The following is a 13,464-nucleotide window of genomic DNA, read 5'->3' as shown; positions in this document are numbered from 1 at the left end:
AGGAATGGTCAATAGGTTGGGGCAAAATTTTTAGGAAAAAATAAACTTCTACTAAATTACTTAAATTATTTTAAAAAGTAATTAATTTCCACTTGTATAGAATCTAAATCAATCAATGAATGATCCTGATAATATTTCTTAATAGTCTTTTGACTCTGATCAATTATAAAATTTAATTGATGCCAGTCTGAGAGGTCAAGTGCATATTCTTCAATTAATAGAGAGATTCGTTGTAAGACTATATCCTTAATTCGATTCCTTTCGATACTGATTAAGAGCGGAAAGCCACTACGAATATCTGTGGCGATCATTGAGGAGGGTAAAAGAAGAATCAGTTTGAAAACCAATTGATTGATTTGGTCTTGGCTAACTTTTTCAATATAAGAACTTAAATCCACCCGATGGTCTAACCATTGTTTAGTTTTTTGCAAGCAATCACCTTTCTTATTATTCAAAAAAATCTTTTCTTTCTAAAGATAGCTTTTCTACGTACTCCCATATCTGATCGATCTCTTTAAGAGAAGCTGCCTTTAAAAAGCTGGCCATCTTAACAATTTCTTTAAATGGAACCCGATGATAAGCAGGTTCGTGGTTGAAGTATGTATTTTGACTATAGGGTTGATCGATGATGGATTCCACAAATTCTACCGTATCTTGATAAGGAACAAGCGGATCATTTTCGCCATGCCAAATATATAAAGGGCGATTGGCTATCTTTTCGGCTTGCTTACTTAAATCTGACTGATAAATAATGGCAAATTCTTTATGTGTTTCTTTTAAAAGTTGATTATTCGTTAGACTTTGATTAGATGATGACTGGTTATTAATAATATTTTGATCAATCAACTTAGAAATGTGCGCACTCCCCATTAAGGAAACGGCTGCTGAAAGAAATGGGTGTCTACTGAGTAAAAGTAAAGTGGTCATTGCTCCCATTGACATTCCCGAAACTGCCACAAAATTATCCTTAATCGTCGATTTAAAATGGTCGAATAATAATGGAAATTCTTCTATATTAGCTCGAAGAGCCATTAAAAAACCTTGCAATTCTAGCGACTTTCTATCCCCTCTTTTCCCATGTAAATAGGCATCTGGCATGACTACTCGAAAGCCTTGTCGGGCAATTTCCATACCAAAATGTAAATGTTCACCAGCTGAGTTGGTCCATCCATGATAGAAAAAAACAAGTGGTAAGGGCTGATTCACTTGCTCACTAGGAGATAGAGTCCGTCCTGGAAGAGGGCCAAATGGCCCATCTTCAATCACAAAATCAGAAACCATGATATCCATTACATCACTCCTAAAGCTATCTTGGCATAGCGTGATAATTTATCTAAAGACCAGGGTGGATCAAAAGTAATAGTAACTTCAACATTATTAACTTGAGGAACATCTTCGAAAGTTCCATTTAATTCATCCACAATAACATCTGCCATTGGGCACATTGGAGTAGTTAGAGTTAATAAAATCTTTAAAATCCCCTCTTCAGTTAAATCGGCTCGATAAATCAAACCTAAATTAATTAAATCGACCCCTAATTCAGGGTCAATCACATTCGATAAACGATCCACAATCATACGTTCTTCATCATTTAAACTTTTTGTGTCGCGCATTTTTTCTAAATCCATTCAAACGCCTCACTTTCTTTGTTTTCATTCTACATCAATTCAAGCTTTTAGCCAATAATCATGAATAGTTGCCCTTAAGCTTTCATCTTTGCTATAATCGAAGCAATCTCTAAAGGAGGCGAATTAATGAGCCAACATATGATTGCCATTGATTTAGATGGCACTACTCTAAACAATCAATCCAAACTTACTCCTTTAACGATTCAAACATTGCAAAAATTAGATCACATGGGTCATTTAGTTTGTATCGTTACTGGAAGACCTTATCGGACTAGTAAAGAAATTTATCAAGTCTTAAACCTCGTTACACCTATGGTTAATTTTAACGGTGCCTATTGTCACTTCCCTGACCGACCTGAGTGGCTAGCAAGTTACTACCATGAGTTAGATCGTGAAATAGTCTTTGATTTATTTAACCGGCAAGATGAATTAGGCATTCAGCTAGTTTGTGCCGAAGGTAAGGAACGTCTTTATACTTCCTCAATGAATCTTCCTGAGTCACCCTATTATCCAGCCGAAGACGCAAGCTATCAAAAACTTTCTCGACAAACTCTCATTCATAATCCGATTGCTGTAACCCTTTTCACTTCGGAAGCAGACCAAATACCTATTCAAAAGAAAATCATGGCTAGCTATCCAAATCAAGTTTCTGTGCGAACTTGGGGGGGTGAAATACCCGTTTTAGAAGTGGTTAGTAAAAATTTACACAAGGCAGTGGGTGTTAAAACCATTGCTGACTTCTATCATATTCCTCGTCAAAATATTCTAGCCTTCGGTGATGAAGATAACGACTTGGAGATGATTGAATTTGCAGGTCATGGCGTGGCAATGAGTAATGCCATCCAACCCCTCAAAGATATTGCTAACGATATTACTGAGCATTCCAATGATCAAGATGGTCTGGCTCATTATCTTATCGATTATTTTAATCTTTCTTTTAACTAATAATAAGTTATTACTTTATTTCTGGCTTCACTTTGATATAATTTATTTGAAGAGAAAATTCTAATCTTGCTTATTGAAGGAGGCGTTATGATGTTGAAGCAACTTTTCAGTTTGAAAAAATTCAGAAGCTGCATTCAATCACTCTTTCTGAATAGAAACTCTTCCACTCAGCCTGCATTTCTTGGAGGTAACTTCTCAATTAAAATAATCAACTCACATACCCCCTAACCAATTTTTGGTGGGGGTATTTTATTTTATGTCAAGTAAGTGCAGAGACTAATTTGTGAAAGGAGTGTTGGGATTGTCATTAACTCAAACTAAAAAGAAAGGTTAAGGTGATCCAAATGCTTAAATTGCACGTATCTCGCTCCTAGGCGTTAATAGGAATAAAGTAAACCATCCTTTTAGCAAAAGTAATCAGAAACTAAAAAAGAGCAAAGGAAGAATGTACTGACTCCCTAAAGTTGGATTTCATGGTCCAACTTCTTGGGGTCACTATATCCCTTGCTCTTTTACTTTGTTTAGAAATCGTCATCCTCATGCTCGATTCCATCATATAATTGATCAAATTCCATCGGCAGGTTGAAAAAGCTAAAGTCTTCGGATTCCTCTTCTAATGGTCTGTCTACTTGAACTTGTTTCCTCATAGCCTTTTGTTGGTCTCTACTAAAGAAATGACCTACCACTTTATTCGAACGAATAAAGTTAATAAAAGCTTTAGGGTCTGTTTGTCGAATGGCTTGCTCTAAGGGGAACATTTCATAGCGGTTTAAAACAACCATTAAGACATCTCGTTTATCACGCGAGTAGCCACCTTGTCCTTCAAGAATAGTTACTCCTCGAACAATTGACTTATAAATAGCGTTGACTACTTCATCCGTATTATTAGTCACTACTAAAGCTGTAAGGCGTTGCTCATTGGTATGAATGGCATCAATTGTTTTAGCTAAGGCATAAATGGAGATCAAGGTATAAAGGGCAAATTCCCAATCATATAATAAGCCAGAAGCTAAAATAATTAATGAGTTGATGGCAAAACCAATGAATGCCACATTCATATCAGTAGCACGAGAAATTACCAAAGTAATAATATCTAAACCACCACATGACATACCATATTTAATAGTTATCCCAGAACCAATGCCACAAATCACTCCACCTATAATCGCATTAAGCAACGGATTAGAAGAAATGACTGTTAAAGGAATCATATTAGTTGCTAAGGAAGATACAAAAACAACAATTAAGGTCCAAATAGTAAACTGCTTTCCTAATTTCACCCATGAAAGAATAATAATCGGAATATTAAATAGAAAATAGATATTCCCTACTGTCATATAAGGACCTATAACTGGGATATTCACTGCAAAGTAGTTTAAAATTTGTGCTAAACCAGAAGTACCTGATGAGAAAATATTTCCAGGCATTAAAAAGAGTTTTAAGCCAATACCTATACATAAGGCAGCTGTTAAGGCCACCGTCAGTTCAAATAAAAAGTTTAGCCAAGGTCTTTGTTGTATATATTCAATGATCAATTTATTTTTCCTCCATTAAATCATTGGATTAGCAGATTCGCCTAATTTCTTTTCCAGTTCAACAAGTAATGCACGCGCAATACTAGAACCCATTACCAATACTTCATAAATTAAAGTAGGGTCTTGAGTGGCTCTTAGTAGGTTACGCAGGTAAATTTCACCATCTCCTGCCAAATAAAGGTTATAATAACCTGTTTTAGCTTCGTTTAATTCATTGATTGCTTCTAATGCTTCAGGGCGCTGATTATAATCTTTTAATAAATGAACATGACGGTAAATAATCTGAGCATCTAAATGAGCGCCTTTAGCATTTTGAATAATCACTTCTACAACAAGTCTACGCTCTTTACTCACCTTAAATTGAAAACGATATAGGTGGTTTCCGTCTTGAATTTCTTGGTAATTAGCAGGTAATTTCTTTTCTTTTAGTAAAGCATCAAATCTTTCTTTAAATTCTGACATTAATTTCCCTCTTTCCTCACAATAAGTGTAATCGAATTTAAGTATATCAAAGTTTGACTTTGAAACAAAGGATTGACTTTCACAATTAAATTGCATAGCTTATAGATAGAATCATAAAAAATTTATATTATTTGAAAAGAGGTAGGAAATGGATAGATTAGAAAAAGCTCAAACTGTTGAAGATTTAATCGAAATTATAAATCTTGAGGCTATTAAGCAGTTACCTAAAGCAACCGAACATTTTATTTCCGATTTACATGGTGAATTCGAAGCCTTTGATCATTTGCTACGGAACTGCTCAGGTGTTATTTCAATTAAGGTCGATGACCTTTTTCATGATACTCTAACTAAAGATGAAAGGTTAGAATTGTGTTTCAATATTTATTACCCAGAAGACTTGATATTAAATGCCAAAAAAACAAAAGATGAATGGATGACACTCCTAGATCAATTAGTTCAAATTACGCGCCATGTTTCTAGTAAGTATACCCGTTCCAAGGTAAGAAAAGCTCTACCAAAATCCTATGCCTATATTCTAGAAGAACTTATTTATCAATATGACGAAAAAGATAATAAGTCACGCTACTACCACACTATTTTTAACACCGTTATTGACCTCAATCTTGCTGACCACTTTGCCATGGCTTTAGCTCAGTTAATTCAACGTTTTGTGGTTGACCACCTCCATGTATTAGGAGACATCTACGATCGAGGACCAAATCCGGATAAAATCGTAGACCGCCTAATGGAAATTCCTTCGCTTGATATTCAATTAGGTAACCATGATATTATCTGGATTGGTGCCTATTCAGGATCATTAGCTTGTTTGACCAATGTTATCCGTATCCAGCTGCGCTATGGTCATAGTCAACTCTTGAAAGATTATGGAATTGACTTAAGTCGCTTAGCCAAATATGGCCATCGCTATTACCAAGACAATCCAGCCTTTCACCCTCGCGGAGATAATTCCGAATTAAGCCAAGAGGAAATTGATGAAATCACACTCATGCATCAAGCTATTTCGATTATGCAATTCAAAGTGGAAAGTCAAATTATCCAACGGCGTCCTGAATTCAATATGGAAGAAAGACTCTTACTGGATAAATTATCCGCTGACCGTCAAAGTGTCGTGGTTGAGGGCGTTGAATACCCAATTAAGAACGGTTGCTTCCAAAGGGTCGATTCTGCAGAACCCTTTGAACTGACTTTAGGCGAGGAATTAGTACTCTTGGACTTATTGCATCAATTCCAAAATTCTGAAAAGTTACAACGTCATATTAACTTTTTAGTCTCAAAGGGAACCATGTATAAGTGCTACAATGGCAACTTACTTTTCCACGGCTGTATCCCCACTCATCAAGACGGGGAATTTATGAAAGTCACCCTAGATGGTAAAGAATATAGTGGACGCAGTTTGATGGAAAAGTTTGGCGAATCGATTACACGAACTTTTCTAGATAAGAACTCTATGGATGATTTTGATACCGATTTAGTATGGTATTTATGGTGTGGTCCTGTTTCTACACTCTTTGGTAAACATGCCATGAAAACATTTGAACGTTACTTCCTTGAAGATAAAACAACCCATAAAGAAATTCAAAATCCATATTATGAGTTAAGGAATGATGAAGATTTTTGCCTAAAAATGCTGGCAGAGTTTGATTTAGAACCGACCGGCTATATTATTAACGGACACACACCTGTTAAAGCCGTTGCAGGTGAAAAACCGGTTAAAGCCAATGGAAAAATGTTAGTCATCGATGGTGGCTTGGCAAAACCTTATCAAAAAGTAACCGGCATTGCCGGCTATACCCTAGTAGATAATTCATTTGAAATTTATATCTGTGCTCACCAGCCATTTACAACCAGAGAAGATGCTATTGCCTCACGCTTTGATATCCTACCAAAGAAATATGTAGTGACTGAAAAACCAAAACGTTATTATGTTGCCGATACTGATATTGGATTAAGCTTGACTCGGCAAGCTAATGAATTAAAGAAGAACTTACCTACATATCGCTCGGATATCTTTGAACAATAAAATAGTTTCTCATTTAAATGTAGAGAGGAGACCCTCAAAAGAACGTTTTAAACGCTAACTTTTGGGAGTCTCCTCATGTTTATTTTAAATGAAAAAAATTTTCCTAACACAAAAAAAGAAAGCCTACAGAATAGGCTTTCTGAGTCTTTTCTAACGTCCACGTTCTCTGATACGTGCTGCTTTTCCAGACAATGAACGGATGTAGTATAACTTAGCACGACGTACTCTACCTTTACGTGTTACTTCTAATTTAGCGACACGTGGTGAATGTACAGGGAATGTACGTTCAACACCTACTCCATTAGAAATTTTACGAACAGTATATGTTTCACTGATTCCAACACCACGACGCTTAATTACTAAGCCTTCAAAGATTTGAATACGCTCACGTTCACCTTCAACGATCAGGGCATGAACACGAACATTATCTCCAGGACGGAAATCAGGAACATCATCACGTAATTGAGTTTGGGTAATTTTATCAATTAAATTACTCATTTTCATTTCTCCTTCCAACAAATATTCTTAAATAGTCTTTCTATTTAGCGGAATATCGTTAATTCGGGTCAATAGACCACTTAAACAATTATACAAGAAATAAAACACTTGTAAAGGCTCAATTGCTTAATTTTGAGCCAAATTTTTAAATTCTTCTAGCCACTGCTCTTCTTGCTTACTTAAGCTACGTTTTTTTAACATATCGGGTCTTCTTTCAACTGTTTTTCTCAAACTTTCTTTTTGACGCCATTGGTCAATTCGCTCATGATGACCACTCAATAAAACCTCTGGCACTTCCATTCCGCGAAAATTTTGCGGTCTTGTATATTGAGGGTATTCTAACAAATGATCTTGAAAAGACTCACTAACAATGGATTCAGCATTCCCGACAACTTCCGGTATTAACCTTACTGTCGCATCAATCATCACCATAGTCGGTAACTCCCCGTTGGTTAAAACATAATCACCTAAGGAAACTTCTTGAGAGACATAAGAACGGATCCGTTCATCAAAGCCTTCATAATGGCCGCAAATAAAAACCAACTCATCTTTTGTCGACCACTCTTGCGCCATAGTTTGCGTAAAGGGTTCGCCAGTAGGATCCACCAAGATAATCGGTGTCTTTGAATCTAAGTCGAGACTTTCTAAACATTCCACTATCGGTTCAGGACGCAACAACATACCTGCTCCACCACCATAGGGATAATCATCGACATGACCGTGCTTATTAACGGCAAATTGGCGAAAATCAAGGGTGGAAAACTCAAGAATCCCCTTATCTTGAGCAGCCTTCATTAATGACTCCTGCATAGGGGCAAACATTTGCGGAAAAAGCGTTAATACTTTAACCTTCATCAACAAGTCCCTCCATTAACTCCACCGTTACTTTTCCTTGAGCTAAATCCACTTCTTTAACAACGTCATCAATAAAAGGAAGTAAGATATCTTTTTGCTTTGCTTTTTCAGCTTTAACCACCCAAACATCATTAGAACCTAAGGCCATGATTTCTTTAATCTTTCCTAATTTTTCACCTTGATTTGTATATACACTTAAACCAATAATTTGGTGGTGATAATAAGCCCCTTCTTCTAGTTCTTGCTGGTCATCAGCAGGAATAGCTAAAGTTAGCCCTTTAAAGCTTTCAACTTGATTAATATTACTAAACTCTTTGAATTTCACAAGATAAGAACCCTTATGTTCTTGGAAGGATTCAACAGTCACTTGCTGGATACTTTTTCCGTCTTTCATTACAAATAAACGATTCTCTTTAGCAAAACGTTCCTCTATGAAGTCGGTGTCCATCAATAATTTTAATTGCCCTTTAATACCAAAGGTATTGACAATCCTTGCAACTTGATAATATTCCATATGTGTTCCTCCTGTAAATTCATTTGTAAGTTAAGGGTATAAAAAGTTGTGTTCTTTGTCTAAAGTTTTGAGTACGAGTTTACTCAGGGCACATACAAAAAGACACTAACTTAAGTTAGACTCAGTTTAGTGCCTTAAGATGGAATAAATAATAAGTTACCCTATTATTTTACTCTTCTTCATTATCATTGAGGTCATCAGCAATGACGATACGTGAGCGTTTTTGATCACGTAGACGAACACTGTAAACAATTGTTCGAATTGCTCGAATGACACGGCCTTTTCTACCAATAATTCGTCCTACATCATCAGGATGTAAGATTAAATGATACTCCATAAATTCTTCAGTATCATGAAGTTCAATTTGAAACTCCTCTGGGTGGTCTATTAAAGGTTCCACAATAGTTTGAATTAAACGTTCAATTTTTTCTGTCATTGAGAGCACATCCTTATCTTTTGACGCTATTGATTAGGCTATTTGCTTAATTTAGATTCGTGGAATTTTTGCATAATTCCTTGACTGGATAAAAGGTTACGAACGGTATCTGAGGGTTGTGCCCCATTTGCTAACCATTCTAAAGCCTTCTCTTCATCAATTACTAATTCTCTTGGTTCTGAAACAGGATTGTAAGTACCGATTTTTTCGATAATACGACCGTCACGTGGAGAACGTGCATCTGCTACCACGATACGGTAGAAAGGACGCTTCTTAGCTCCTGAACGCTTTAAACGAATTTTAACTGCCATGTATTTCACCTCCATAAGTTCTATCACAGTTATGTATAATAACAGAAAAAAAACAATCTGTAAAGGGTTTTTCCTTTACAGACTAAAAATTTATTTACGCTTGCGTTTTTTCTTCAACAGACGGGCAATTTTCTTTTGTTCTTGCTCTTTTTGAATCTGCTCTGGCGATTGTATTTTACCCAAAGAAGGTATGCCCATATTTGGCATTCCACCCTTTTGTCCTCCTTGTTGCAATTGATTCATCATTTTGTTCATGCCCCCCATTTTACCATTGGACATTTGACTCATCATTTCACGCGATTGGTTGAATTGCTTAATTAATTGATTAACTTGTTGTAAGGATTGACCACAGCCAGCCGCAATCCTGCGTCGACGACTTTGGGAAATGACATCTGGATTGGTTCTTTCATAAGGAGTCATGGATTGAACCACTGCTTTGACTCGATTCATCTCTTTATCATCGATATTAAAATCTTCCAGACCAGGAATTTTATTCATACCAGGGATCATCTTAAGTAGGTCTTTAATAGGCCCCATTTTACGAACTTGATCCATTTGATCAATAAAATCATTAAAATCAAAGGAAGCATCTTTAATTTTATCAGCCATCTTAGCTGCTTGTTCTTCATCAAAATCTTGTTGAGCCTTCTCAATAAGGGTCATCATATCGCCCATACCAAGAATTCGTCCTGCCATACGATCCGGATGGAAAGGCTCAAGTGCACTTAATTGCTCACCTTGCCCGGTATATTTTATCGGTTTGTCGATAATGGCACGAATAGAAAGCGCGGCTCCTCCTCGTGTATCACCATCTAATTTGGTAATAACAACACCGGTAATATCTAGCGAGTCGTTAAAGGCCGCTGCTACGTTTACAGCATCTTGACCGGTCATAGCATCGACGGTTAAGAGAATTTCATCGGGCTGAACAGCTGCTTTAATCTGACGCAGCTCTTCCATTAATTCTTCATTTACGTGAAGACGACCCGCCGTATCGATTAAGACCACTTCGTTACCATTTAAACGCGCCTGTTGAAGAGCTTCTCTAGCAATCTCGACCGGATTTGCTTGCGTTCCTTGACTGAAAACATCAAAACCAAGTTGTCGACCAATCGTTTGGAGTTGGTCAATGGCTGCTGGACGATAAACGTCTCCAGCAACTAGCAAGGGTTTCTTTAAACCTTGCTCTTTTAAATGTTTCGCCAATTTACCCACCGTAGTTGTTTTACCAGCCCCTTGCAAACCAGCCATCATAATTACGGTTGGTGGTTGTTTAGAGATATTAATCGGGGTATGCTCGCCCCCCATTAATTCGGTTAATTCTTCGTTAACAATTTTAACCACTTGTTGAGCCGGTGACAGTGAGTCTAGGACTTCTGATCCGAGGGCTCTCTCATTTACTTTCTTTACAAAAGTCTTCACTACCTTGAAGTTAACGTCCGCTTCCAGTAAAGCAAGTCGGATCTCACGCATCATTTGTTTAAGGTCGGCTTCGGTAATTTTTTCCCCTTTACCGACAAATGAAATGGAATTCTGTAATCGTTCGGATAATGCTTCAAATGCCATAATATTGCTCCTTTTTAGCTTTCTAATTGAATTAAATAGTCAATTTTTTCTAATATGTCATCTTGATCTGCCACCATTGAGCGAATTTCTTTTAAATGTTTCAGTCGGTCATTGCTTTTGGCTAAAATACGTAACTTTTCCTCATAGCTTTCTAATAATTTTTCTGAACGTTTTAGAATATCATGCACAGCCTGGCGACTAATCTCATAATAGTCTCCGATCTCCGATAATGATAAATCTTCTTCGTAATAAGATTGCATCATGGATAATTGACGATCCGTTAGGAGAGAACCATAGTAGGAAAGTAATTGATTGAGATAGATTGTTTTTTCAAGTGACATCTTAAGCTCCCCTATTGATTAATAACTAGCTAGAATAAGTAACAGTCTTTAAAAAAAATACTTAACATTCAATCGCGACTTTTAAATAAATTTACTCCTCCTATTTTAGCATGATTTCAGCCGTCTCACAAATCGATAAGTGAAAAGCTGGGATTAAAGAAAAAGATGTCTTCTATAAGTTGCTTTGGCTTTCTAAAACTTAGATAATGTCTTTCTTAAAATTATTTCTTTACTAGATGTTCCATGTTCAAAGGCCTTATAAAAACGGTTCGCCGCTTGATTCTCTGCCTGGATTAAAAAGTACTGATTTATTTCTTCTTGTAAGCAAATATTCTCAAATGCTTTAAATAATGACTGAGCCACTCCCCTGTGTCGATAGTCTGGCAGTGTATAGACCCAATTGACATAGGCCATCCTATAAGAATCTTGAATGCAAAGATAAGAATGAAACTCCAACCTACCCACAATCTGATGGTCCTCATAAGCTAATAAAGAACGACTTAGTTCGTTGGGTTGATTGGAAACCACTTTAATTATCGCTTCTTCATCTATATCATCCGTTGTCATCCTATCCGGTTCTATTGCCAATGCTTTGTTCAAATAAATGATAAACTCTTCTACGTTTTCTTTTGAAAGTTCTTTGATTTCCATTTTTCTCCCCTTAATCTATAAATATACTATGCTGAATCATCTCTCTATTTTATTAAAAACTATCTGTCCTTAAGACTGTTGTCCATAAACTAGATTCAATCAAGACTTCATCTGATAGCTTAAGCTTAACAGAATAGTCTTTGTTAAACAGTAAAAAAAAAGATAAAATAAAAAGAATAGAGCAAAAAACGAACTCCATTCTTTAAGATTCCATTTATTCAACTATTCAGTCTGTTTTAAGAAGTACACCGAAGATCAACGCCTACTTAAATTAGCCAAAGTAAAATAACTCTTCAAATTTTTTATCTAAAGCAATGCAAATAATAAGCGCTAATCTTGCGGATGGGTTAAATTGTCCTTTTTCGATAGCACTAATAGTTTGTCGAGAAGCCCCCACTAATTTGGCTAATTCTTCCTGAGTCAAACTTTTCTCTGCTCTAGCAACTTTTAAGCGATTTAGTAAAACTAATTCTTCTTTTTTTCCCATATTTAAAAAACTCCGTAACTACTTAATAATGAGGCAAAGCCTAATATAATAGCTAATATAGCTATGATCCCACTTACCAAATAGAGCTTTTTATCTGGCATTTTAGAATACTGATAAAATGAAGCCGCAGCTACTTGAGCCATTAAGATTATCATAATGTCTATGGCTGATTCATTAAAGATAACCCTCAAAACAATAAGAAGTAACATTACAACCGATACTCCTACCCACCCAATTTGAAAAGCTTTCGTATTAATGGCTTCGTCCCTTTCGTCTTTTTGTGCTCGCTGTGCTTTTTTTAAAACATCCTCTTTTTCCATAGTTTGCTCCTCCTTTAACTATTATCTAAATAATAACATTCCAAAAGAGATATGTAAAGTATTGTTGTCACCATGTAAAGTTTAATTGCTTTTGTGTTTTCACATTCCTGTCTTTTATGTGGTAGATTGCAAAATTCTATCCATATCGCCTAGTATTCTAACCATAACCCTATAGCCTTAGTAGGGCTTTCAAACAAAAACAAAAGAACAGAGTTAGAACTAGCTCTATCCTTAACGGTCAATTGATTCAGTTGTTCAGTTGATTTTAAGAATTAGATCGAAGATCACTCAGAAATTAAAATGGGTATTGAATTTGATCAAGGTGACTACTTTTAATCATTAGTTCTTTATACAAACGATAAGCCAAATTTTCGCCTAAATAAGCAAAGGCTGAAGACAAAGGCATTACAACAAGGATAGCGTTAAGAGGTAAGATGAGTATGAAAAGACTCATCATTTTTCAGTTAATATGGACTAGACAGTTCGCAAGTCGAGGGAAATAGATTATTCCTATTAAGACAGGTCATAACATTTTCTTAACTAAATGTTCTGGGGCTTGTAGAAATAATGTGATATCAAGGGGCGTCAATAAGCTGATCACTAACAGTTTTCTTTTTGTGTTCTTCATAAAATTCTCCTTGTTTAGTCTGCCAACTTCCTACTCTCTATAATATACGTACCATTCAGATACACTACCCCCTTTCAAGATTGACTGTCATCTTTAAAAGAGTTTATAAATCAGCTAGTTTGACAGCTTAAGTTGTTTAATTTACTTTTTCTTGGCAAATAAAACAAAAAAACAACTACTTCCTAAGTCTAAAAGTAGATTTAGAAAAAAGTTGTTTTAAGGATTATAAATAGAATGACTAAGGAT

At 36.0% G+C, this 13,464-nt stretch carries 17 protein-coding genes; 2 read left to right on the top strand and 15 right to left on the bottom strand.

The window, feature by feature from the left end; translation table 11 throughout:
* Positions 1-65: 65 nt before the first annotated feature.
* The 3 genes from ACQV2Q_RS01850 to ACQV2Q_RS01840 are packed head-to-tail and all read right to left on the bottom strand — an operon-like array spanning position 66 to position 1,628.
* On the bottom strand, positions 66-431 hold the full coding sequence (locus tag ACQV2Q_RS01850; protein ID WP_428873925.1) for a hypothetical protein: 366 nt from the start codon (positions 429-431) through the stop codon (positions 66-68).
* 16 nt (positions 432-447) lie between these two features.
* Positions 448-1,290 (bottom strand): serine aminopeptidase domain-containing protein, encoded by an 843-nt coding sequence (locus tag ACQV2Q_RS01845; protein ID WP_428875826.1) that lies wholly within the window; start codon positions 1,288-1,290, stop codon positions 448-450.
* Complete coding sequence (locus tag ACQV2Q_RS01840; RefSeq protein ID WP_428873923.1) at positions 1,290-1,628, bottom strand: metal-sulfur cluster assembly factor; 339 nt, start codon at positions 1,626-1,628, stop codon at positions 1,290-1,292. The genes ACQV2Q_RS01845 and ACQV2Q_RS01840 overlap by 1 nt, the downstream gene beginning before the upstream one ends.
* 126 nt (positions 1,629-1,754) lie before the next feature.
* Between ACQV2Q_RS01840 and ACQV2Q_RS01835 the strand changes: the two genes are divergently transcribed.
* Positions 1,755-2,573, top strand: coding sequence for a Cof-type HAD-IIB family hydrolase (locus ACQV2Q_RS01835; protein ID WP_428873922.1), 819 nt, complete (start codon positions 1,755-1,757; stop codon positions 2,571-2,573).
* Positions 2,574-3,094: 521 nt separating this feature from the next.
* Here ACQV2Q_RS01835 and ACQV2Q_RS01830 read toward each other — a convergent pair.
* The gene (locus ACQV2Q_RS01830) at positions 3,095-4,108 is read right to left on the bottom strand and encodes a YitT family protein (protein WP_428873921.1); all 1,014 of its coding nucleotides are present in this window, start codon (positions 4,106-4,108) and stop codon (positions 3,095-3,097) included.
* A 15-nt stretch (positions 4,109-4,123) separates the two neighbouring features.
* Entirely contained in the window at positions 4,124-4,570 is a 447-nt protein-coding gene (locus ACQV2Q_RS01825) for a hypothetical protein (protein ID WP_428873920.1), read from the bottom strand.
* Between the two features lie 148 nt (positions 4,571-4,718).
* On the opposite strand from ACQV2Q_RS01825, the gene ACQV2Q_RS01820 reads away from it, so the two are divergent.
* Positions 4,719-6,611 carry a fructose-1,6-bisphosphatase gene (locus tag ACQV2Q_RS01820; RefSeq protein WP_428873919.1) on the top strand — a complete coding sequence of 631 codons (1,893 nt, stop codon included), beginning with the start codon at positions 4,719-4,721 and terminating at the stop codon, positions 6,609-6,611.
* A 150-nt stretch (positions 6,612-6,761) separates the two neighbouring features.
* On the opposite strand, the gene rplS is transcribed toward ACQV2Q_RS01820, so the two are convergent.
* The 10 genes from rplS to ACQV2Q_RS01770 form a co-directional block, all read right to left on the bottom strand.
* Entirely contained in the window at positions 6,762-7,109 is a 348-nt protein-coding gene (gene rplS / locus ACQV2Q_RS01815; RefSeq protein WP_428873918.1) for a 50S ribosomal protein L19, read from the bottom strand.
* A 126-nt stretch (positions 7,110-7,235) separates the two neighbouring features.
* Entirely contained in the window at positions 7,236-7,964 is a 729-nt protein-coding gene (gene trmD / locus ACQV2Q_RS01810; protein WP_428873917.1) for a tRNA (guanosine(37)-N1)-methyltransferase TrmD, read from the bottom strand.
* Positions 7,954-8,478: a ribosome maturation factor RimM gene (rimM, locus tag ACQV2Q_RS01805; RefSeq protein WP_428873916.1), complete on the bottom strand. Its 525-nt coding sequence runs from the start codon at positions 8,476-8,478 to the stop codon at positions 7,954-7,956. Before rimM ends, trmD begins: the two co-directional genes overlap by 11 nt.
* A 169-nt stretch (positions 8,479-8,647) precedes the next feature.
* Positions 8,648-8,914 (bottom strand): KH domain-containing protein, encoded by a 267-nt coding sequence (locus ACQV2Q_RS01800; protein WP_428873915.1) that lies wholly within the window; start codon positions 8,912-8,914, stop codon positions 8,648-8,650.
* Between the two features lie 38 nt (positions 8,915-8,952).
* Complete coding sequence (gene rpsP, locus ACQV2Q_RS01795; RefSeq protein ID WP_428873914.1) at positions 8,953-9,225, bottom strand: 30S ribosomal protein S16; 273 nt, start codon at positions 9,223-9,225, stop codon at positions 8,953-8,955.
* 90 nt (positions 9,226-9,315) lie between these two features.
* A complete protein-coding gene (ffh, locus tag ACQV2Q_RS01790; protein WP_428873913.1) occupies positions 9,316-10,791 on the bottom strand; it encodes a signal recognition particle protein in 1,476 nt (491 codons plus the stop codon).
* A gap of 14 nt (positions 10,792-10,805) precedes the next feature.
* Positions 10,806-11,132, bottom strand: a complete 327-nt coding sequence (gene ylxM, locus ACQV2Q_RS01785) for a YlxM family DNA-binding protein (protein ID WP_428881740.1) — start codon at positions 11,130-11,132, stop codon at positions 10,806-10,808.
* Positions 11,133-11,324: 192 nt separating this feature from the next.
* Positions 11,325-11,783: an N-acetyltransferase family protein gene (locus ACQV2Q_RS01780; protein WP_428881738.1), complete on the bottom strand. Its 459-nt coding sequence runs from the start codon at positions 11,781-11,783 to the stop codon at positions 11,325-11,327.
* A 271-nt stretch (positions 11,784-12,054) separates the two neighbouring features.
* A complete protein-coding gene (locus ACQV2Q_RS01775) occupies positions 12,055-12,270 on the bottom strand; it encodes a helix-turn-helix transcriptional regulator (protein ID WP_428873910.1) in 216 nt (71 codons plus the stop codon).
* Between the two features lie 2 nt (positions 12,271-12,272).
* Positions 12,273-12,590: a DUF6442 family protein gene (locus ACQV2Q_RS01770; RefSeq protein WP_428873909.1), complete on the bottom strand. Its 318-nt coding sequence runs from the start codon at positions 12,588-12,590 to the stop codon at positions 12,273-12,275.
* Positions 12,591-13,464: the final 874 nt, after the last annotated feature.

The organism is Facklamia sp. P12950 (assembly GCF_050409465.1).
GTDB lineage: Bacteria > Bacillota > Bacilli > Lactobacillales > Aerococcaceae > Facklamia.
The sequence above is the reverse complement of the archived record's forward strand: the minus strand, read 5'-3'. Positions and strand labels throughout refer to the sequence as shown.

Excerpts from the sequence above, each read along its gene's own strand:
- ACQV2Q_RS01820 (WP_428873919.1), top strand. The coding sequence starts at position 4,719 with ATGGATAGATTAGAAAAAGCTCAAACTGTTGAAGATTTAATCGAAATT.
- trmD (WP_428873917.1), bottom strand. The coding sequence starts at position 7,964 with ATGAAGGTTAAAGTATTAACGCTTTTTCCGCAAATGTTTGCCCCTATG.
- rpsP (WP_428873914.1), bottom strand. The coding sequence starts at position 9,225 with ATGGCAGTTAAAATTCGTTTAAAGCGTTCAGGAGCTAAGAAGCGTCCT.
- ACQV2Q_RS01845 (WP_428875826.1), bottom strand. The coding sequence starts at position 1,290 with ATGGATATCATGGTTTCTGATTTTGTGATTGAAGATGGGCCATTTGGC.
- ACQV2Q_RS01825 (WP_428873920.1), bottom strand. The coding sequence starts at position 4,570 with ATGTCAGAATTTAAAGAAAGATTTGATGCTTTACTAAAAGAAAAGAAA.
- rplS (WP_428873918.1), bottom strand. The coding sequence starts at position 7,109 with ATGAGTAATTTAATTGATAAAATTACCCAAACTCAATTACGTGATGAT.
- ACQV2Q_RS01835 (WP_428873922.1), top strand. The coding sequence starts at position 1,755 with ATGAGCCAACATATGATTGCCATTGATTTAGATGGCACTACTCTAAAC.
- ACQV2Q_RS01840 (WP_428873923.1), bottom strand. The coding sequence starts at position 1,628 with ATGGATTTAGAAAAAATGCGCGACACAAAAAGTTTAAATGATGAAGAA.
- rimM (WP_428873916.1), bottom strand. The coding sequence starts at position 8,478 with ATGGAATATTATCAAGTTGCAAGGATTGTCAATACCTTTGGTATTAAA.
- ACQV2Q_RS01770 (WP_428873909.1), bottom strand. The coding sequence starts at position 12,590 with ATGGAAAAAGAGGATGTTTTAAAAAAAGCACAGCGAGCACAAAAAGAC.
- ylxM (WP_428881740.1), bottom strand. The coding sequence starts at position 11,132 with ATGTCACTTGAAAAAACAATCTATCTCAATCAATTACTTTCCTACTAT.
- ffh (WP_428873913.1), bottom strand. The coding sequence starts at position 10,791 with ATGGCATTTGAAGCATTATCCGAACGATTACAGAATTCCATTTCATTT.
- ACQV2Q_RS01775 (WP_428873910.1), bottom strand. The coding sequence starts at position 12,270 with ATGGGAAAAAAAGAAGAATTAGTTTTACTAAATCGCTTAAAAGTTGCT.
- ACQV2Q_RS01800 (WP_428873915.1), bottom strand. The coding sequence starts at position 8,914 with ATGACAGAAAAAATTGAACGTTTAATTCAAACTATTGTGGAACCTTTA.
- ACQV2Q_RS01780 (WP_428881738.1), bottom strand. The coding sequence starts at position 11,783 with ATGGAAATCAAAGAACTTTCAAAAGAAAACGTAGAAGAGTTTATCATT.